Source organism: Dorea sp. OM07-5 (assembly GCF_003481355.1).
GTDB lineage: Bacteria > Bacillota > Clostridia > Lachnospirales > Lachnospiraceae > Dorea_D > Dorea_D hominis.
In genome coordinates, this window is sequence record NZ_QUKZ01000017.1 from 13,929 (window position 1) to 33,969 (window position 20,041).

Sequence of the window (20,041 nt, forward strand, 5' to 3'; positions counted from 1 at the left end):
TAAAACCAGGAAGGTGAAAATAATTGAATAATCAATATGATGTAATTATTATAGGAGCAGGTCCGTCAGGAATTTTCTGTGCCTATGAACTGACGCGGCAGAAACCGGATCTGAAAGTCCTTATGCTGGAAAAAGGAAGATCTATAGAAAAGCGACAGTGTCCGAAGCGTAAGACGAAAGTCTGCGTGGGATGTCAGCCGTGTTCCATCACAACCGGATTTGCAGGAGCAGGAGCATTTTCCGATGGAAAATTATCGCTGTCACCGGATGTCGGCGGTACACTGCCGGAGATTTTAGGATATGAGAAAGCAGAAGAACTGATTCATGAGGCAGATGATATTTATCTGAAATTCGGAGCAGATAAGAAGGTATACGGCATTGAAGACTATGAGGCAATCGAAGCAATTCGTACTAAAGCAATCCGTGCGAATCTGAAGCTGATCGAATGTCCGATCCGTCATCTGGGAACGGAAGAAGGTTATAAGATTTATACAAGACTGCAGGAACATCTGATAAAGAGCGGTGTTGAGATAAAATTTATGACAATGGTGAAGAACATTCTGGTAGAAGATGGTGTTGCAAAAGGTGTGCTCACGGAGCAGGGCGAGGTGTTCTATGCACCGGAAATTGTAGCCGGAATCGGTCGTGAAGGTTCTGAGTGGTTTTCGCATATCTGTAAGGAACATGGCATCGATACCAAGAATGGTACAGTAGATGTCGGTGTTCGTGTGGAAGTGCGTGATGAGATCATGAAGGAACTTAATGAGAAACTGTATGAAGCAAAGCTTGTATACTATACACCAACCTTTGATGATAAAGTGCGTGTATTCTGTACGAATCCGTCAGGAGAAGTTGCGACAGAATATTATGATGACGGGCTTGCCGTTGTAAACGGACATGCTTATAAATCAAAAGATATGAAGACAAAGAATACAAACTTTGCACTTCTTGTATCCAAGAATTTTACAGAGCCGTTTAAATCACCAATCGAATATGGTAAACATATCGCACAGCTTGGCAATATGTTAAGTGACGGTAAGATCCTGTTACAGAGATACGGAGATTTCCGCAGGGGAAGAAGAACAACAGAAGAGCGTCTTCACCGTAACAATATTACGCCGACACTGAAAGATGCAGTGCCGGGAGACCTGTCACTGGTATTTCCACACAGAATCATGGTTGCGATTGACGAGATGATCCAGGCACTTGATAAAGTAACACCGGGTATTGCGTCGGATGAGACATTGCTGTATGGCGTGGAAGTGAAGTTCTATTCCAATAAAGTTGTAGTTGGACAGGATTTTGAGACCAGCATCAAAGGATTACGTGCGATGGGAGACGGTGCTTCCATTACAAGAGGACTGCAGCAGGCATCTGCGAATGGTCTGTGGGTAGCGCGCTGTATCCTTAATCAGTAGTCAGAGAAAGAAGAATCTGTACGATTTCATCGACAGGTTCTTTCTTTTTTCCTTTTTCCCATTCGATGAATGTATTTAAAAGTGCACCTGCGTAAAAATACAGTTCATAGATAGAACCGGAGTAATAAGGAGCGACATAAATACGCATATAGTCATTGATGGCATTAATCATAAGGGAGTACAAACCGGCTTTTTCCAATGTCAGAAACAGAGAAGTGTACTGATCAAAATAATGCAGTGCCTGACGGATCGATGTCTCACGGCGAAGCATGACAAGGGTAATGTCTTTCGGGCAGACTTCCTGATAACCGTCAATGACTTCCTGCAGATAGTTGCCGAGAGCTTCGGTTTTATCTTTGAAATAGTGGTAAAAAGTCATGCGGGATACGCCGGCAGTTTTTACAATGTCGGAGATGGTAATGGAATCAAAGTCTTTTTTGTAAACGAGAGCAATGATCGCTTCTCCGATACACTGTCGGGTAAAACGTGTCCGTTTTGTATATTTTCTGGAAAATAATTTTCGTGTCATGAGAAGGCTCCTTTCTTACACTTTCACGTCTTTTGTAAATTGTATCACAGATATGTATGAGATACAATTAAATGTAGTAATAAAAACTACGTGATAAAGATGAAGGGAAATTATTTAGAATGAGCAAGATTGTGATTTTAGCCGAGACGGGTTCGGATATAACAGAAGAAGTGGCGAAAGAATATGGGATAAAATTAGTGCCGATGCATGTCTCCTTTGGAAAAGATACGAAGGATGACGGAACATTTCCGGCAGAAGAAATCTATGCGTATTATGAGAAGACCGGTGAGTTGCCGCGGACAAGTGGAAGCGTACCGGAAGATTTCCGGCGTGTGATCGCAGAAATCAGAGAGGAAGATCCGGAGTGTGAGCTTTTATATCTGGCATATTCAGCAGTGACAACCTGTTCTTACCAGAGCGCCCAGATTGCAATTGATACAGATGATATTGAAAGAATTGCCTGTGTGGATACAAAACATGTGGCAGCAGGTCAGTATATGGTGGTGGTTGAAACCGCAAAAGCAATTAAGGCGCATCCGGAGTGGACACTTTCTGAGGCGAAAGAAGCGGCGGAGAAGATTTCAGCAAGTGTACATATGTGTTTTATACCTGATACATTGAAATTCTTAAGAGCAGGCGGAAGAGTCAGCAATGGTGCGGCAATTGCAGGAGAGTTGTTAAAACTGCATCCACAGATTGAGATCCTGGATGGATATTTGCAGGCAACGAAGAAGCATCGTGGCAAAATGAAGAAGATTGCAGTAAAAGTAATCCCGGAATATATCAAAGAACAGAAACTGGATCTTAGTGAATTGTATCTGATCTGGTCTCCGGGAATGGATGAACATACAAAAGAAATTGCAGAAAATGCCGCAAAAGAGTGTGGTGTGAAGAAAATCACATGGGTGCGTACCGGGGGTGTGATCACCTGTCACGGAGGTCCGGGAGCATTTGGCGTGGTAGGAATCTGCAGGGAAGGATAATATGACATTACAACATTTAAAATATATTCTTACAGTGGCAGAGAAAGGCTCGATCAGTGAAGCCGCGCGGGAATTGCATATTTCACAACCCAGCCTTTCCAGTGCGATCAAAGAAGTGGAGAAGGAACTCTGCTTTCCGGTAATTTCCGTATCATCAATGTTATGCTGTCTCTGACTCTGCTGGAATGTGTTGCCGGAATGTTACGTGTTTAAAAAAAGATGATTTTCACCTCGGGAAGATACACCGCTGGATCATGTGCTGGCCGGTTAAAGTGTGAACAAGTGATGCTGGTTTACAGAAGTAAAACAGAAGTGTTATACTTATTGCGGTATGAGTAATTGAAAATCTAAAGGAGAGGTGAATCAATTGAAAAAGAATAAATATGAAATTGATATGTGCAATGGAACCATTATGGACAAATTGATTTCTTTTTCTGTGCCGTTAATTTTGTCCGGAATCTTACAGCTTTTGTTTAATGCGGTAGATATTATTGTGGTTGGAAGATTCAGCGGAAGTCAGGCACTGGCAGCTGTCGGTTCAACAACAGCACTTATTAATATTTTTACGAATTTATTTATCGGAATATCACTTGGGGCAAATGTGCTCGCAGCAAGATTCTATGCAGCACAAAAAGATAAAGAAATGTCGGAAACGGTACATACAGCGATTATGCTGGCGCTTATAAGCGGTGTAGTAATGTTGTTTGTCGGTATCTTTTTTGCCAGAGGTGCGTTGGAACTTATGGGAACACCGGATGATGTTATCGGTCAGTCCACTTTATATATGCGGATTTATTTTGCCGGGATGCCATTTTTTATGCTGTATAACTATGGTGCGGCGATCCTTCGTGCAGTCGGAGATACAAAGCGGCCATTGTTGTTCCTGATCGTATCAGGTGTTGTCAATGCGTGTCTGAATCTTTTTCTCGTTATTGCTTTTCATCTGGGCGTTGCCGGAGTGGCAATCGCAACTGTTACTGCGCAGGGAATTTCCTGTGCGCTTGTGCTTCGCTGTCTGCAACGGTCACAGGCAAGTTATCAGTTACGTTTCAGAGATCTTAAGATTCGTGGCTGCTATGTGCAGCAGATTTTCCAGGTAGGACTGCCGGCGGGAATCCAGAGCACAGTTATTAATTTTTCCAACGCATTATTACAATCTTCGGTAAACTCTTTTGGTTCAATTGCAATGGCAGGGTATACAGCAGCCAACAATTTGTTTGGATTCCTGTATGTGTCAACGAACTCGATCACACAGGCATGTATGAGTTTTACAAGCCAGAATTACGGAGTCGGTAAATGGAAGAGAATGGATCGGGTACTGTTTGACTGTATAATCTTATCGGTTGTAGTTATGCTGACTCTTGGCGGTGGAATGTATTTCTTCGGACCGGAGGTACTGAAAATATATACAACGAATCCGCGGGTTATCAGTTGTGGAATGGAAGTTCTGACTTATACGACACTTACTTATTTTCTGTGTGGTATCATGGATCTCCTTCCGGGAGCTCTTCGTGGTATGGGATATTCATCTGTGCCGATGATCCTGTCAATCATAGGAACAGTAGGTACGAGAATTGTATGGATCTTTGGAATCTTCCCGAGCCATCGTTCACTGGATATTTTATTTATTTCTTATCCGGTATCATGGATGATAACGATTGTGCTTCAGGTCATCTGTTTTTATTTTGTGCGACGGAAAGTTCATGCACGTCCGGGTGTATCAGAAACGTAAAACCGGTGCATAATATCCTCTGTAAGGAGGGAAAAACATGTACAAATATTTACCGATCACGGATTTGTACGCAAGAGAAATCCTGGACTCCAGAGGTAATCCGACTGTAGAAGTAGAAGTGCTTGCGGCGGATGAATTTTGTGGCAGGGCGTCTGTGCCGTCTGGTGCATCGACCGGGCGTTATGAGGTCGTGGAACTAAGGGATGGCAGGCAAAGGGAGAAGAACCTGGAAAAGAAACCGGGAATAAAACATACAAAAGAACGATACGGCGGTATGGGAGTGGAGCTGGCAGTAGACCATGTAAATTCCAGAATTGCACCGGCGGTGATTGGGATGAATGTTTTTGATCAGGCAGCAGTCGATGAGATGCTGAAAAAACTGGACGGAACGAAAGATAAATCCAATCTGGGAGCCAATGCAATGCTTGGAGTATCCATGGCAGTTGCAAGAGCGGCTGCAAATTCACTTGGCATACCGCTGTATTCATATCTGGGCGGTGTAAATGTGAAGATGCTTCCGGTTCCGATGATGAATATTATGAATGGGGGAAAACATGCCGACAATACGATCGATATCCAGGAATTTATGATCGTACCATCTGGAGCAGAGACATATAAGGAAGGACTAAGGATGTGTGCGGAAGTGTATCAGATGCTGAAAAAGATCCTGAAAGAAGAAGGATTAAGCACTGCGGTCGGTGACGAAGGCGGGTTTGCACCGGATCTTCCGGATGCCGGGACCGTGTTGGAATGGATGGAAAAAGCAGTGCGGCGTGCCGGATATGAACCGGGACAGCATATTACGTTTGCACTGGATGTGGCAGCGAGCGAACTGTATGATTCTACTTTTCAGAAGTATGTATTCGAAGGAGAAGGAAAGATGCAGGGGAAACCTTGCGTCCGGTCATCTGAGGAACTCATTGATTATTACGAAGAGCTTCTGGAACGTTTTCCGATTGTATCACTGGAAGATCCACTGGACGAAGAAGATTGGGATGGCTGGGAACTGATTACGACAAGGCTTGGGCTTCATACACAGCTTGTGGGGGACGACTTGTTTGTGACAAATACGAAGAGGCTGAAAAAAGGAATCAGGAAAAAAGTTGCAAATGCGATTCTGATCAAAGTAAATCAGATCGGGACGCTAACAGAAGCGTTTGATGCGATTGAACTGGCAAAGCGCGCCGGATATCAGACAATCATATCACACCGATCAGGAGAAACTGCGGACACGATGATTGCAGATATTGCGGTTGCATTTCAGGCAGGACAGATTAAAACCGGAGCACCGTGCAGAATGGAGCGGGTAGAAAAATATAATCAGTTACTGCGGATTGAGGAACGGCTGGGAGAGATTGCACAGTATCCTACAAAAACGCGGAATTAATCACAGGAAAACCGGAAAATAAAGCTTGCGAATCTACCGCCTCTATGATAAAATATACATGGTTTATCCGCAGGAGGTGTAAAGGGATGGATATTTTAAAAACGATTTTAATGATTATATTTGCAATAGATTGTATCGCATTATCAGCTATCGTGTTGATGCAGGAAGGTAAGACACAGGGACTTGGTTCCATCGGAGGTATGTCAACAGACACATACTGGGGACAGAACAAGGGACGTTCTATGGAAGGAGCACTTGTAAGAGGTACGAAGATGCTTGCGATTCTTTTTATTGTGCTGGCAGCAGTGTTGAATTTAAAAGTATTTGCGTAGATTGCAGATGATGAGAATGAATGGGTAGGGCACTCCTGTATGGGGGTGCCTTTTTTCTAATATTAAATGGATTTATGGAGGATTTGTAAGACGTGGATAAAACATTTGAAAAAAGAAAAAAGGTTGTGCACGATCTGATCTGTGACGATTTGTATACACCTATGAAATTTAAAGAACTTGCAGTCCTTCTGCAAGTTGCAAAAGAGGACAGAGATGCTCTTCGTATGATTCTGGAAGAGCTGGAAGAAGAAGGAAAAATATATCTTTCCAAGCGTGGGAAATACTGCAAAGGAGAGGCGAAGAAACTGACAGGAAGATACCGTGCTAATCAGCGTGGCTTCGGCTTTGTTGTAGTAGAAGACGATCCGGACGATACGTTTATCGCTGAGGAGAATGCAGGTGGTGCGCTGGACGGCGATGTGGTTGAGTTTACGATTATCCGTTCTCCACAGGGGCGAAGTAAGGAAGGCAAGATCACAAAAGTTCTGGAGCATGAGCTTAAGACCGTCGTAGGGCTTTATCATAAGCGTAAAGGAAAAAGCTATGGATTTGTGCTTCCGGATAATTTGAAGATATTAAAGGATATATTTGTACCGGCGGAAAAGGATAAAAGTGCATTGGATGGACAGAAGGTTGTCGTGAAGCTTACTTCCTACGGGGATGACAGACATAAACCGGAAGGAGAGATTACAGAAGTTCTTGGCTATGCAAATGAGCCGGGAACAGATATTTTGTCGATCGCCAAAGGCTACAATCTGCCGACAGAATTTCCGGAGAAAGTGCTGAACCAGGCAGAGCGCGTGGCTAAGCCGGTCAGTGAGGCAGACCGCGTGGGGCGCAAGGACTTAAGAAACTGGCAGATGGTTACCATTGACGGAGAAGATGCGAAAGATTTGGATGATGCAGTTTCGCTTGTAAAAGAAGGAGAGAATTATATTCTCGGCGTTCACATTGCAGATGTGACAAATTATGTGCAGGAGAACAGTGCACTGGATCGAGAAGCCTTGAAGCGTGGAACGAGTGTATATCTGGCAGACCGCGTGATACCGATGCTTCCACAGACATTGTCCAATGGGATCTGTTCGCTGAATGCAGGAGAAGACAGACTGGCACTGAGCTGTATTATGACAGTCAGCCCGAAGGGTGTTGTGATTGATCACGAAATCACTGAGACGGTGATCCATGTAGACCGGAGAATGAGTTATACCAGTGTAAATAAGATCCTGACAGAAGAGGACGAGGAAGAATGCAGAAAATACGAAGAACTGGTCCCGATGTTCAGACAGATGGAAAAGTTATCGGGAATCTTAAGAGCACACAGAAAACAGCGTGGAGCGATTGATTTTGATTTTCCGGAAGCAAAAGTAATTCTGGATGAAAAAGGCAGACCGGTTGAGATTCGTGCATATGAGAGAAATGTGGCTACGAAGCTGATTGAGGATTTCATGCTGCTGGCAAATGAAACAGTGGCAGAAGACTATTACTGGCAGGAGTTGCCATTTGTATACCGTGTGCATGAAGCACCGGATGAGGAAAAGATGCAGGCACTTGCGCTGTTTATCAATAATTTTGGATATTCCCTGCATCTTGGCGTAAATGAAATTCGACCAAAAGAAATACAAAAGTTGCTTAGCAAAGTTGAAGGCACACCGGAAGAGCCACTGATCAGCCGTCTGGCATTAAGGTCTATGAAACAGGCAAAATATACACCGGAAAATGCCGGACATTTCGGGCTGGCAGCTTCCTATTATACCCATTTCACGTCACCGATAAGGAGATATCCGGATCTTCAGATCCATAGGATCATCAAGGATAATTTAAGAGGCAGGATGACACCGGAAAAACGTGCGCATTATGAAGCAATCCTTGAAGAAGTGACAAAACAGTCCAGTGAAATGGAACGAAGAGCAGAAGAGGCAGAGCGTGAGACGGTCAAGCTGAAAAAGACGGAATACATGGAAAAACATATCGGTGAATACTTTGATGGCGTGGTTTCCGGTATTACGAAGTGGGGTGTATATGTAGAACTGGAGAATACGATAGAGGGACTGGTACACGTTGTAAATATGACAGACGATCATTATGAGTATTATGAAGAACGGCATGAGATGGTCGGCATGCATACAGGAAAGACTTATAAGCTTGGACAGCGTGTGAGAATTTGTGTACTGGATACAGACAGATTCTTACGGACAATCGATTTCAAATTTGCAAGGGAAGGGGAAAAACAGGATGGCTAAGGCAAATGGCAAGATGATTGCCAATAATAAAAAAGCATACCATGATTATTTTATATTAGAGAATTTTGAAACAGGAATTGCGCTTCATGGAACAGAAGTAAAGTCCCTGCGTATGGGAAAATGCAGTATCAAAGAATCCTTTATCCGTATTGAAAACGGAGAAGTGTTTATTTACGGCATGCATATCAGTCCATATGAGAAGGGAAATATTTTTAATAAAGATCCGCTTCGTGTACGGAAACTTCTGATGCACAAATCAGAGATCAATAAACTGATCGGTAAGACAAAAGAAAAAGGAATGGCGATCGTGCCGCTCAAAGTTTATTTCAAAGGCAGTCTTGTAAAAGTAGAAATCGGTCTTGCCAAAGGTAAGAAACTGTACGACAAACGACAGGATATTGCGAAGAAAGACCAGAAGAGAGAAGCGCAGAGAGATTTCAAAGTGCGGAATCTTCGCGTATAGTGCACGAAAGGGAGGAACACGAATGGTACCGGTAAAAAAAGAAGATTTACGGAAAATGGTAACACAGAAGACGCTGGATATTTACGAAGATCTGACACCGCAGCTCATCCAGCTCATCGATCAGACGAAGCATGATGATTCTCTTTCAGAGGCACAGAAACAGGATGAGATTTCTCTTCATATGATGGGATATATCAAGTCCTGCACGAATGAGATCATTATTGAAGTACTTGCGGAGATCCTTGGAATACAGGAAGATTAATTCACAGAACAGACAAACTTTTTTGGTAGTATAAGATACAAAGAAGGAGGGTTTTTGATGGATAAGATCAAAATACTGGTAGTAGATGATGAGAGCAGGATGAGGAAGCTTGTAAAAGACTTTCTTGAAAGAGAAGGATTTGAAGTACTTGAAGCCGGAGACGGAATGGAAGCGATGGAGATTTTCTATGAAGAGAAAGAGATTGCTCTGATTATTCTGGATGTGATGATGCCGAAGATGGATGGATGGCAGGTATGCCGGGAAGTAAGACAGAGTTCCAAAGTGCCGATTATTATGCTGACAGCAAGATCGGAAGAGCGGGATGAACTGCAGGGATTTGATCTCGGGATTGATGAATATATTTCCAAACCGTTCAGCCCGAAGATCCTCGTTGCCCGTGTAGAAGCGGTACTTCGCAGAACACATGGCATAGATGCTTCTTCTGTAATGGATGCAGGCGGAATTGAGATTGACAAATCGGCACATATGGTTAAGATCGATGGCAAAGAGATCGACCTGAGTTTCAAAGAATTTGAATTACTTACTTATTTTGTAGAAAATCAGGGAATTGCGTTGTCCAGAGAGAAAATCCTGAACAATGTGTGGAATTATGATTATTTCGGAGATGCAAGAACGATTGATACGCATGTAAAGAAACTTCGGAATAAATTAGGCGACAAAGGCAATTATATCAAAACCATCTGGGGTATGGGCTACAAATTCGAGGTGGAATAGATGAAAAAACAGTCGATTAAAAGGCAGATGATTGCTGTATTTATATGCATGATCGTTTGTATGATTGGCGCAATGTGGATCACAAATGTACGTTTCCTGGAACCTTATTATGTAAGAAATAAGCAGACTGAATTTATCAAAATGTACAAGGAACTTCGTACGGCGATAAAAAAAGACAACATTACAGACAATACGGTATCTAACCGTATTCAGAAAATGGCAGAAAAGAATAATATATCATTTCTGGTGTTAGATAACAGGAATTCCGATTCGGATGATGTGAGTATTATAACGAATGTACATGATAAAGATCTGCTCCGGAAGCAGCTGATGGGATACCTTCTTAATCAGGCACAGAAAAATGGCAAAGTTCTTTTAAAGAAAAAGAATTATCAGATCCGGCAGACAAAAGAGCCGTGGACGCAGACCGAGTATATTGAAATGTGGGGAACATTCTCAGACGGTGAGACTTTCCTGATTCGGAGTCCATTGGAGAGTATCAAAGAAAGCGTACAGCTATCGAATCGGTTTCTCCTTTACATCGGAGCTGCTGCGCTTATTATCTGTGCAATTCTTGTATGGTTTTTCTCAAAGCGTCTGACGGCGCCTGTAAGAGAACTGGCTACATTATCAGAGAAGATGGCAAATCAGGATTTTGAAGCGAAGTATACCGGAGGAGGACCTAGTGAGATCGCGGAACTGGGCGAGAATTTCAACCAGATGTCGTGGAAACTGGAACGCTCGATTTCGGACTTAAAGAGTGCTAATAATAATTTGCAGAAAGACATTGAACAGAAAGAAAAACTGGAACAGATGCGTAATGATTTTCTGGGAAATGTATCCCATGAATTAAAGACGCCGCTGGCGTTGATACAGGGATATGCCGAAGGATTGAAGGACGGCGTGACCAGCGATCCGGAAAGCATGGATTTTTACTGTGATGTGATTATTGACGAAGCTAGCAAGATGAATAATATGGTTCGTAATCTGCTGACGCTTAACCAGCTGGAATTTGGCGATGAGGATATTACTTTTGAACGTTTTGATTTGACAGCAGTAATCAGAGGCGTGATCCAGAGTATGGATATCATGGCACAGCAGGGTAATGCTACGGTGAACTTTCGGCGAGATGAACCGGTCTATGTATGGGCAGATGAATTCAAAGTAGAACAGGTAATTCGTAATTATATGAGCAATGCTTTCCACCATCTGAACGGAGAGAAGATTGTGGAAGTAAAGATTTATATGGAGGAAAGCAGAGCGAAAGTAACAGTGTTTAACACAGGATCGCCGATCCCGGAAGAAGATCTTAACCATATCTGGGATAAATTTTATAAAGTGGATAAGGCGCATACAAGAGAGTATGGTGGTAATGGAATCGGTCTTTCTATTGTAAAAGCGATCATGGAATCCTTCCATCAGGAGTATGGTGTGAAGAATTATGAAAATGGCGTGGAATTCTGGTTTACACTGGATCGGAAGTAGGAAAGTTTCATATCGACAAGCTATAAGGGATGTGCTATTATTTTAACGTGGCAAAGTGATAAAATGGTAAAACGTACTGATTAGGAGTAAAAACATATGATAGCAATTATTGATTATGATGCCGGTAATATTAAAAGTGTAGAGAAGGCAATGATCCGTCTGGGACAGGACGTCTGCATTACAAGAGATAAAGAACGGATTCTTACAGCAGACAAAGTTATTCTTCCGGGTGTGGGAGCCTTTGGTGATGCAATGGGAAAGATTCATCAGTACGGACTGGAGCCGGTGATCCATGAAGTAGTGGAGAGAGGAACGCCGTTTCTCGGAATCTGTCTTGGCTTACAGCTCTTGTTTGAACGAAGTGATGAGACACCTGGAGTGGAAGGACTTGGCATTTTAAAAGGTGAGATTTTAAGAATTCCGGATTACCCGGGACTTAAGATACCGCATATGGGTTGGAATTCCCTGGATTTTCAGAATGATGGAAGACTGTTCAAGAATCTTCCGGAACATCCATATGTATATTTTGTACATTCTTATTACCTGAAGGCGGCTGAGGAAGATATTGTAACTGCGACAACCGAATACAGCACACATATTCATGCATCGGTGGAGAAAGGCAATGTATTTGCATGTCAGTTCCATCCGGAGAAGAGCAGTGATATCGGACTTCAGATTCTGAAAAATTTTGTGGAATTATAAGCGGAGGTAGTTTAGATGCATACAAAGAGAATTATTCCATGCCTGGATGTAAATAACGGTCGGGTAGTAAAAGGTGTGAATTTTGTAGATTTGAAAGATGCCGGAGATCCGGTTGAGATTGCGAAAGCGTATGATCAGGCCGGAGCAGATGAACTGGTATTTCTGGATATTACGGCATCTTCCGATAATCGTGGAACGGTCGTAGATATGGTGCGAAAAGTTGCTGAGAATGTATTTATTCCATTTACAGTTGGCGGTGGAATCCGTACCGTGGACGATTTTAAGGCACTTCTGCGCGAGGGAGCAGACAAGATTTCCATCAATTCTTCGGCAATCAATACACCGAATCTCATTTCTGAAGCGGCAGACAAGTTTGGAAGTCAGTGTGTAGTTGTTGCAATTGATGCAAAGAAGCGGGCAGATGGAAGTGGCTGGAATATATACAAAAATGGCGGACGTATAGATGTCGGCATTGATGCGCTGGAATGGGCACGCAAGGTAGAAAGCCTTGGAGCAGGAGAAATCCTGTTGACAAGCATGGATTGCGACGGAACAAAAGCGGGATATGATCTGGCACTTACAAGAGCCATTGCGGAAGCGGTAAATATTCCGGTAATCGCATCCGGTGGAGCCGGAACGCTGGAACATTTCTATGAAGCACTGACGGATGGAAAGGCAGATGCAGCACTGGCGGCTTCGCTGTTCCATTACAAAGAACTGGAGATCAAAGAAGTAAAACAGTATCTGCGAGAGAAAGGCGTATCCGTGCGTTTGTAGGCACAGGAGCCGGACAGATGATATTGAATAATATATAGGAAAATACATAAGAAATGAAACTGCCATATAGCAGTAAGAGAAAAGAAGGAAAAGAGTATGTCTGCGATTAACAATGACTGGTTAGATGCGTTAAAAGGGGAATTTAAGAAACCTTATTATAAAGAATTATTTAATAAAGTGAATGAAGAATACCGGACGAGGCTTATCTTTCCGCCGGCAGATGATATTTTCAATGCATTTCATCTGACACCGCTCAGTAAGGTAAAGGTTGTAATTCTTGGGCAGGATCCGTATCATAACAACGGACAGGCACATGGACTTTGCTTTTCGGTGAAAAAAGGTGTGGAAGTACCACCGTCACTGGTGAATATTTATAAAGAACTGCACGATGATCTTGGATGCACAATTCCAAATCACGGATGCCTTACGAAGTGGGCAGAGCAGGGAGTGCTTATGCTGAATACGGTATTAACGGTGCGTGCGCATCAGGCAAATTCCCACCGTGGGATCGGCTGGGAAGAATTTACCGATGCGGCAATTATGGCGCTCAACAGTCAGGACCGTCCGATTGTATTTATCTTATGGGGCGCTCCGGCACAGCGGAAAGCCAGAATGCTTGATAATCCGAAGCACCTAATCTTAAAGGCACCGCATCCGAGTCCGCTGTCGGCATACCGTGGATTCTTCGGGAGCAAGCCGTTCAGTCAGACGAATGATTTCCTGAAGGAACATGGGATCGAGCCAATTGACTGGCAGATTGAGTAGGCGGAAGAAGTGATAGGAGAATGTTGATGCTAGAAGAGAAGAAGGCTCTCACTGCTGTTAGCGGCAGTGAGAGCCTTCTTACGAATATAAATCGTTACAATTTTCTTAATTTTCCTTGTATTTTGTTGCAAACAGTTGAAATGCCGGTTTTGTTTTGGCATAATATATCAGATGAGAGATGGTTCATATTTTCATAGGTTATGGATCTCTTGAATCGATGGGAGGACAGACCATGAAAAAGACAGAAGTAGAATGCTGTGACGTTACATGCGTGCACAACCAGATTATAGAGGCAGTAAAAGAGAAGATGCCGGCGGAAGAATTGCTGAATGAACTGGCGGATTTTTATAAAGTATTCGGAGATGCAACAAGAATCAAGATCTTATGCGTGCTGCTCCGATCAGAGATGTGTGTGTGTGACCTGGCAGAGATGCTGGGGATGACGCAGTCGGCGATTTCACATCAGCTTCGTGTATTAAAGCAGATGAAGCTGGTGAAAAACAGAAGAGAAGGAAAAACAGTTTATTATTCACTTGCGGATGGACATATTCAGAATATTATCAGCCAAGGAATGGAACATATTATGGAGTAGTTTTTACAGGCTTTTTAGTGAAAAAAGAAAAGGGAAAATGATATGACAGAGCAATTAAAAAAACAAAGTATGATATATGGAGTCGGCGTTGTTATTTATCTGGCGGCTGTTATTGTGACATCGAATTTTACGATAGAAGATGAGATTAAATTCGTCTGGTTTCTGATCGCATATCTGATCGTCGGTTTTGATGTATTTAAAAAACTTCGAGACAGGATTCTGGAACTGAAATTTTTAACAGAATATACGCTGACGACGGTTGCGACGATCGGAGCTTTCGGTATTGGAAGATATACAGAAGGTGTACTTGTCATGATCCTTTTTGAGCTGGGAGTTATTTTTGAAGCATATTCCACAGACAATGCCAAACGATCCATTGAAGAGATGATTGATATTCGTCCGGCATTTGCGATCCGTAAGACAGATGGCGGAGAAGAACAGATCGATCCGATCGATCTTCAGGTTGGAGATATCATTGTGATCAAGCCGGGAGAACGTGTGCCGGTTGATGGAATAGTAGAAGCTGGATCTACGCTTCTTGACATGAAAGCGGTTACCGGTGAGTCTATGCCAAGAAGAGTTTCTGAAGGAAATAAGATCTACAGTGGATGTATTAACTTAAGCGGTGCAGTAGAGGCAAAGGTTCTGAAAGTATATCGTGATTCAACAGTCGCACAGATCATGGAACTGGTAGAGGAAGCACAGAATAAGGAATCCGAGAGCGAAAGTTTTGTTTCCAGATTTTCAAGAATATACACACCGGCAATGGTGCTGTTAGCACTCTTTGTTATGATCTATCCGCCGCTTACATTTTCTTATCATAACTGGAATATATGGATTTACAGAGGACTTATTTTCCTGATCGTGGCATGCCCGACAGCACTTGTAATGTCGATTCCGATCGCGTTCTTAGGAGGAATTGCATCGGCGGCAAGACAGGGAATCGTAATCAAGGGAGCCAACTATCTGGAAGACCTTTCCAAGGCAGATACATTTGTATTTGATAAGACAGGAACACTGACAGAAGGAGAATTTTCGGTTCAGGAGATTTATGCAGAGCAGGGAACAGAAGAGGAACTTTTAAAGATTGCGGCGCATGTGGAAAGCTATTCCAATCATCCGATCGCACAGTCACTCCTGAATGCCTATGATGGCGAGATTGACAAAGATCTCGTATCCAATATTAAGCAGATTCCGGGATATGGTCTTTCCGGAGATTATGATGGAAAGCGAATCCATGTCGGAAACTTCCGGTTGATGGAAAAATATGATATTGAAGTAGATGAATTTGATAGTACAGGAACGGTTGTCTATGTCAGCGTGGGAACAGAATATATGGGTGCGATCATCATTGAAGATGCGATTAAATATCGTGCGAAGTGGACGATGAAATATCTGAAAGATAAGTGTAAAGCTGTGCTTGTTATGCTGACTGGTGATACAAGGAGCGCAGGATATGCGGTGGCAAAAGAACTGAAGATGGATTATGCATATACAGATCTGATGCCTTCAGACAAATTAGAACAGCTGGAAGATTTCCTGACGATCCAGGATGATATGGAGAAATTGGTCTGCGTCGGAGACGGTGTAAATGATGCCCCGGTACTGGCACGTGCAGATATCGGAATCGCGATGGGAGCGTTAGGTTCTGCACTGGCAATTGAAGCGGCAGATATTATTTTACTGGAAGATGAATTGCCGAAAATCGTAGATGCGATCAAAATTTCCAAAGAAACACTCCGGGTAGTAAACCAGAATATTGCTTTTGCGATTGCAGTGAAAGTGATCATTGTACTGCTTGCACTGGTTGGATACTTTGGAATGTGGGAAGCGATCGTTGCAGAAGTCGGCGTTGTATTTGCAGCGATTATGAACGCAGTCTATGTCGTGAAATATTATGCATAGACTGTGGAATATATTTTGAGAGAGAATCACTATTTGCATATAAACATGTAGGAAAGCAAAAGGAGACAGATCATAATGAAGAGATTGGCAGCAGTGATATTGACAGCAAGTATGGGACTTGCGCTGGCAGGATGTTCCGGCAATCCTTACAAAGAGGGTTTCAGCCAGTTAGAGTCCAAAGAATATAAACAGGCAGAAGCAAGCTTCAAAGAAGCAGTGAAACAGGACAAGAATACAGCAGATGCATACCGTGGAATCGGAATTGCCTGCTGGGAGCAGAAGGAATATAAGGCTGCATTAAAAGCATTTAAAAATGCAGTTAAAGCAGGAACAAAAGAAAATGCCACACTTTATAATTTGATGGGTGGCTGTGCACTGAAACTTGATGATGGAAAGAGTGCACTTTCCTATTATGAGAAAGGTCTGGCAGCATCCGGAAGTTCAGATGAGTTGAAAAAGGAAATGGAATACAATGTTATTGTTTCCTATGAGAAGATGCAGAACTGGGAAAAAGCAAAGTCAAAACTGAATGAATATCTGGAAAAATATCCGGATGATGAAACAGCAAAAAAAGAAGTGGAATTTCTGGAAACAAGATAATCAGTTATAGAACCAGATAAAATAGAGGTTTCGTATGATAGAATTAAAACAGGATAAAGAGAGAGTGATCCTGGTAGGAGTGGAACTTCCGGGAGAAGAAAGCATGGAAGATTCGCTTTCGGAACTCTCTGAACTGGCAACCACAGCAGGTGCAGAAACGGTCGGTCGTGTGATCCAGAACCGGGAGCAGGTGCATCCGGGGACTTATGTTGGGAAAGGAAAGATAGAAGAGATCAAAGATCTGTTATGGGAACTGGAAGCAACAGGTATTATTTGTGATGACGAACTTTCACCGGCACAGATGAAGAATCTGCAGGATGAACTGAATGTGAAGGTGATGGATCGTACACTTCTTATATTGGATATATTTGCAGCCAGAGCTTCTACAAGTGAAGGTAAGATTCAGGTAGAACTGGCACAGTTAAAGTACCGGCAGACAAGGCTGACCGGATTTGGTACGGCAATGTCAAGACTTGGCGGCGGTATCGGAACGAGAGGACCGGGAGAGAAGAAACTGGAGATGGACAGACGTCTCATTAAAAGCCGGATTGCAGCATTGAACCGGGAATTAAAAGAAGTAAAACGCCACCGTGAAGTGACAAGGGAGCAGAGAAGCAAAAGTTATGTGCCGGTAGTTGCAATCGTTGGATATACGAATGCCGGAAAGTCTACACTTCTTAACCGGCTGACGGGAGTGGATATTCTGGCGGAAGATAAGCTGTTTGCAACATTAGACCCGACAACAAGAGGTTTAAAATTGCCGGGAGGTCAGGAAGTACTTCTGACAGATACAGTCGGATTTATTAAAAAACTTCCACATCATCTGATCGAAGCATTTAAGAGTACACTGGAAGAAGCAAAATATGCGGATGTAATCCTGCATGTAGTAGACACATCCAGTCCACAGATGGACAGTCAGATGTACACCGTGTATGAGACATTATCGAACCTTGGTGTAAAAGACAAAGCGATCATCACGGCGTTCAATAAACAGGACAAGTTAGAAGATGCACCGTTGATCCGGGATTTTAAAGCAGATTATACGGTTAAAATTTCAGCAAAGACAGGAGCCGGACTTACCGACCTGACAGATACGATTGAAGCGGTGTTAAGAGAGCAGAAAGTATTTCTTGAATGCCTGTATGAGTACCGGGATGCGGCAAAGATCCAGCTCATCCGCAAGTACGGAGAGCTGCTGGAAGAGAAGTATCAGGAGGATGGTATCTTTGTAAGAGCCTATGTCCCGGCAGAACTTTACTCGAGAGTCACTGTCTGACTCGGAGATTCAGAAAATAATTTGCGGTATGCACGCTGGAACGTGGAATAGTCGTGATAACCGCAGTCATAACATACCTGTGCGGCAGGAGTGCCGGACAGGAGCATTTCTTTTGCGAGCAGGAGCCGTTTCTGGGTAATGTAATTCCCGATGGTATAACCGGTTTCCTGCTTGAACTGTCTCATCATATAATATTTGCTGATATAAAAATGTTCAGCAAGAATATCAATATTCAAATTTTCACTCAGATGATTATTAATGTAGTCAAGAATATGGATGATCTTTGCATTGCAGTTATCTGTATCAATAAATTCCAGCCTGTTTTTCAGGGCGGCACGGTTTAAGTGGATCATAAATTCCAGAAATAATACCTGCCGGTACAGACCAGAAGCATAACTATCATCAGAGAAAGATTTCTCCAGCCGGGTAATGGAGCGGAAAAGAGAGCTTTTTTCGAGTGATGGAATACGAAGCACGTTAGAATGTTCTTTTGCGGCACGCTGAAAACAGAAACTCAGATCATAATCCTTATTTTTATAAGCTTGGATAAATCCTGGTGCAATATAAACAATAATACGTTCATAAAGAACCGAATTATCCACTTCGAGTCTATGAATATCATTATGATTGACTAGAACGATATCATAAGGTTTTAAATCATAGGATTTTCCTTCGATCATATAGTTGACCTTTCCTTTAATAAAAATCGTGATCTTGTTAAAGTCATGATAATGGTATTCGACTTCCTTCGTCTCACGGTCCGTCAAGTGAAAAAGCCGGAATTCACTGTTCAGATAGCCTTTTTTCATATATGTGTCCATGGAGAAATGCTCCTTTTGTCGTTTTTTCTTATATCATAGAATAAAATAGCACGATTTGCAATGCAAATAGCAATATTTGCGTTGAAAAGGAAAATCATGCCTGCTATGATGAGTACAGAAGCTATGAGAAAAAGAAATCACAAGATTTCTGCAAACCGGAGGTATGTTATGAAAGTTGTATTAGAGCGTTATCATGGACTTGGAAATGATTATGTTGTATTTGATCCAAATAAAAATGAGCTGGAATTAAATGAAAGAAATGTCCGGAGGATCTGTGACAGAAATGCGGGACTTGGCTCTGACGGAGTTCTGGAAGGACCGATTTTAAAAGAAGACGGAATGTATGTGAAAGTATGGAATCCAGACGGAAGCGAATCCGAGACGAGTGGAAATGGTGTTCGTATTTTTGCAAAATATCTCAAAGATGCAAGTTATGTACAGAAAAAGAATTTTAAATTATATACAGGAAACGGACCGGTTGAAGTAACATTTTTAAATGAAGATGGTAGCAGACTTCGCGTTTCCATGGGAAAACTTTCATTCTGGAGTGATGATATTCCGGTAACTGGAGAACGAAGAGAAGTCATTAATGAAGATATGGTATTCGGACGTACGTTATATCCGGTTACCTGTGTAAATATCGGTAATCCGCACTGTGTAATTCCGATGCGCGAGATCTCCAAACCACTTGTTACGAAGATTGGTGACTATGCAGAGATCGCAAGATATTTTCCAAATCGTATTAATACACAGATTATGAAAGTGATCGACAAAGAAAATATTGCGATTGAAATCTTTGAGCGAGGCGCAGGTTACACACTTGCATCCGGAACAGGAGCGTGTGCGGCAGCCGGAGTTGCATACAAACTGGGCATGACGAACAGCAAAGTGATCGTGCATATGCCGGGTGGAGAATTACAGGTAGAAGTAGAAGATGATTGGAATGTCTATATGACAGGAGATGTTTTCTATGTTGCGAAGATGACTCTGAGCAATGAATTTGCAGAGAAGTTAAGAGCTTTATAAAAATGTGTGGG

20 protein-coding genes and 1 pseudogene are annotated in these 20,041 nt (G+C 42.6%); 19 read left to right on the forward strand and 2 right to left on the reverse strand.

Translation table 11 applies throughout. From position 1 onward, the window contains the following. The first annotated feature begins 23 nt into the window (after positions 1-23). Positions 24-1,418: an NAD(P)/FAD-dependent oxidoreductase gene (locus DXC04_RS13120; protein WP_117538390.1), complete on the forward strand. Its 1,395-nt coding sequence runs from the start codon at positions 24-26 to the stop codon at positions 1,416-1,418. Here DXC04_RS13120 and DXC04_RS13125 read toward each other — a convergent pair. Next, positions 1,408-1,947 (reverse strand): TetR/AcrR family transcriptional regulator, encoded by a 540-nt coding sequence (locus DXC04_RS13125; protein WP_021861310.1) that lies wholly within the window; start codon positions 1,945-1,947, stop codon positions 1,408-1,410. The two genes, DXC04_RS13120 and DXC04_RS13125, sit on opposite strands and share 11 nt — an antisense overlap. 119 nt (positions 1,948-2,066) lie before the next feature. Here DXC04_RS13125 and DXC04_RS13130 point away from each other — a divergent pair, with 119 nt between their 5' ends. The 17 genes and pseudogenes from DXC04_RS13130 to hflX all read left to right on the forward strand — a co-directional run bounded on the left by DXC04_RS13130 (position 2,067) and on the right by hflX (position 18,183). Then, positions 2,067-2,930 (forward strand): DegV family protein, encoded by an 864-nt coding sequence (locus tag DXC04_RS13130; RefSeq protein WP_021861311.1) that lies wholly within the window; start codon positions 2,067-2,069, stop codon positions 2,928-2,930. A 1-nt stretch (position 2,931) separates the two neighbouring features. Further along, positions 2,932-3,057 (forward strand): annotated as a pseudogene (locus tag DXC04_RS13135) (LysR family transcriptional regulator); the annotation flags it as partial. Between the two features lie 267 nt (positions 3,058-3,324). Continuing rightward, the gene (locus DXC04_RS13140; protein WP_118661199.1) at positions 3,325-4,662 is read left to right on the forward strand and encodes an MATE family efflux transporter; all 1,338 of its coding nucleotides are present in this window, start codon (positions 3,325-3,327) and stop codon (positions 4,660-4,662) included. Positions 4,663-4,699: 37 nt separating this feature from the next. Then, entirely contained in the window at positions 4,700-6,049 is a 1,350-nt protein-coding gene (gene eno / locus DXC04_RS13145) for a phosphopyruvate hydratase (RefSeq protein WP_021861313.1), read from the forward strand. An 86-nt stretch (positions 6,050-6,135) separates the two neighbouring features. After that, complete coding sequence (gene secG, locus DXC04_RS13150; RefSeq protein WP_117538392.1) at positions 6,136-6,381, forward strand: preprotein translocase subunit SecG; 246 nt, start codon at positions 6,136-6,138, stop codon at positions 6,379-6,381. Positions 6,382-6,473: 92 nt separating this feature from the next. Then, complete coding sequence (gene rnr / locus DXC04_RS13155; RefSeq protein WP_118661188.1) at positions 6,474-8,621, forward strand: ribonuclease R; 2,148 nt, start codon at positions 6,474-6,476, stop codon at positions 8,619-8,621. Next, complete coding sequence (gene smpB, locus DXC04_RS13160; RefSeq protein WP_021861316.1) at positions 8,614-9,084, forward strand: SsrA-binding protein SmpB; 471 nt, start codon at positions 8,614-8,616, stop codon at positions 9,082-9,084. Before rnr ends, smpB begins: the two co-directional genes overlap by 8 nt. 22 nt (positions 9,085-9,106) lie before the next feature. Continuing rightward, positions 9,107-9,346: a hypothetical protein gene (locus DXC04_RS13165; RefSeq protein WP_117538395.1), complete on the forward strand. Its 240-nt coding sequence runs from the start codon at positions 9,107-9,109 to the stop codon at positions 9,344-9,346. A gap of 57 nt (positions 9,347-9,403) precedes the next feature. Further along, entirely contained in the window at positions 9,404-10,081 is a 678-nt protein-coding gene (locus tag DXC04_RS13170; protein ID WP_117538396.1) for a response regulator transcription factor, read from the forward strand. After that, the gene (locus tag DXC04_RS13175) at positions 10,082-11,566 is read left to right on the forward strand and encodes a sensor histidine kinase (RefSeq protein WP_021861319.1); all 1,485 of its coding nucleotides are present in this window, start codon (positions 10,082-10,084) and stop codon (positions 11,564-11,566) included. A gap of 96 nt (positions 11,567-11,662) precedes the next feature. Next, positions 11,663-12,268 carry an imidazole glycerol phosphate synthase subunit HisH gene (gene hisH, locus DXC04_RS13180; protein ID WP_021861320.1) on the forward strand — a complete coding sequence of 202 codons (606 nt, stop codon included), beginning with the start codon at positions 11,663-11,665 and terminating at the stop codon, positions 12,266-12,268. A gap of 15 nt (positions 12,269-12,283) precedes the next feature. Further along, complete coding sequence (hisF, locus tag DXC04_RS13185) at positions 12,284-13,045, forward strand: imidazole glycerol phosphate synthase subunit HisF (RefSeq protein ID WP_118661189.1); 762 nt, start codon at positions 12,284-12,286, stop codon at positions 13,043-13,045. A 96-nt stretch (positions 13,046-13,141) separates the two neighbouring features. Next, positions 13,142-13,810, forward strand: a complete 669-nt coding sequence (locus DXC04_RS13190) for a uracil-DNA glycosylase (protein WP_021861322.1) — start codon at positions 13,142-13,144, stop codon at positions 13,808-13,810. A gap of 232 nt (positions 13,811-14,042) precedes the next feature. Next, entirely contained in the window at positions 14,043-14,402 is a 360-nt protein-coding gene (locus DXC04_RS13195; protein ID WP_021861323.1) for an ArsR/SmtB family transcription factor, read from the forward strand. A gap of 42 nt (positions 14,403-14,444) precedes the next feature. After that, positions 14,445-16,307, forward strand: coding sequence for a heavy metal translocating P-type ATPase (locus DXC04_RS13200; RefSeq protein ID WP_021861324.1), 1,863 nt, complete (start codon positions 14,445-14,447; stop codon positions 16,305-16,307). Positions 16,308-16,382: 75 nt separating this feature from the next. Continuing rightward, positions 16,383-16,907, forward strand: a complete 525-nt coding sequence (locus DXC04_RS13205; RefSeq protein WP_118661190.1) for a tetratricopeptide repeat protein — start codon at positions 16,383-16,385, stop codon at positions 16,905-16,907. Positions 16,908-16,941: 34 nt separating this feature from the next. Further along, a complete protein-coding gene (gene hflX / locus DXC04_RS13210; RefSeq protein WP_118661191.1) occupies positions 16,942-18,183 on the forward strand; it encodes a GTPase HflX in 1,242 nt (413 codons plus the stop codon). On the opposite strand, the gene DXC04_RS13215 is transcribed toward hflX, so the two are convergent. Further along, on the reverse strand, positions 18,162-19,004 hold the full coding sequence (locus DXC04_RS13215; RefSeq protein WP_118520683.1) for an AraC family transcriptional regulator: 843 nt from the start codon (positions 19,002-19,004) through the stop codon (positions 18,162-18,164). The two genes, hflX and DXC04_RS13215, sit on opposite strands and share 22 nt — an antisense overlap. Positions 19,005-19,172: 168 nt before the next feature. On the opposite strand from DXC04_RS13215, the gene dapF reads away from it, so the two are divergent. Continuing rightward, positions 19,173-20,030: a diaminopimelate epimerase gene (gene dapF, locus DXC04_RS13220; protein ID WP_021861328.1), complete on the forward strand. Its 858-nt coding sequence runs from the start codon at positions 19,173-19,175 to the stop codon at positions 20,028-20,030. Positions 20,031-20,041: the final 11 nt, after the last annotated feature.

Coding starts and splice junctions, on each gene's coding strand:
- DXC04_RS13125 (WP_021861310.1), bottom strand. CDS start 1,947: ATGACACGAAAATTATTTTCCAGAAAATATACAAAACGGACACGTTTT.
- DXC04_RS13130 (WP_021861311.1), top strand. CDS start 2,067: ATGAGCAAGATTGTGATTTTAGCCGAGACGGGTTCGGATATAACAGAA.
- DXC04_RS13140 (WP_118661199.1), top strand. CDS start 3,325: ATGTGCAATGGAACCATTATGGACAAATTGATTTCTTTTTCTGTGCCG.
- eno (WP_021861313.1), top strand. CDS start 4,700: ATGTACAAATATTTACCGATCACGGATTTGTACGCAAGAGAAATCCTG.
- secG (WP_117538392.1), top strand. CDS start 6,136: ATGGATATTTTAAAAACGATTTTAATGATTATATTTGCAATAGATTGT.
- smpB (WP_021861316.1), top strand. CDS start 8,614: ATGGCTAAGGCAAATGGCAAGATGATTGCCAATAATAAAAAAGCATAC.
- DXC04_RS13165 (WP_117538395.1), top strand. CDS start 9,107: ATGGTACCGGTAAAAAAAGAAGATTTACGGAAAATGGTAACACAGAAG.
- DXC04_RS13170 (WP_117538396.1), top strand. CDS start 9,404: ATGGATAAGATCAAAATACTGGTAGTAGATGATGAGAGCAGGATGAGG.
- DXC04_RS13175 (WP_021861319.1), top strand. CDS start 10,082: ATGAAAAAACAGTCGATTAAAAGGCAGATGATTGCTGTATTTATATGC.
- hisH (WP_021861320.1), top strand. CDS start 11,663: ATGATAGCAATTATTGATTATGATGCCGGTAATATTAAAAGTGTAGAG.
- hisF (WP_118661189.1), top strand. CDS start 12,284: ATGCATACAAAGAGAATTATTCCATGCCTGGATGTAAATAACGGTCGG.
- DXC04_RS13190 (WP_021861322.1), top strand. CDS start 13,142: ATGTCTGCGATTAACAATGACTGGTTAGATGCGTTAAAAGGGGAATTT.
- DXC04_RS13195 (WP_021861323.1), top strand. CDS start 14,043: ATGAAAAAGACAGAAGTAGAATGCTGTGACGTTACATGCGTGCACAAC.
- DXC04_RS13200 (WP_021861324.1), top strand. CDS start 14,445: ATGACAGAGCAATTAAAAAAACAAAGTATGATATATGGAGTCGGCGTT.
- DXC04_RS13205 (WP_118661190.1), top strand. CDS start 16,383: ATGAAGAGATTGGCAGCAGTGATATTGACAGCAAGTATGGGACTTGCG.
- hflX (WP_118661191.1), top strand. CDS start 16,942: ATGATAGAATTAAAACAGGATAAAGAGAGAGTGATCCTGGTAGGAGTG.
- DXC04_RS13215 (WP_118520683.1), bottom strand. CDS start 19,004: ATGGACACATATATGAAAAAAGGCTATCTGAACAGTGAATTCCGGCTT.
- dapF (WP_021861328.1), top strand. CDS start 19,173: ATGAAAGTTGTATTAGAGCGTTATCATGGACTTGGAAATGATTATGTT.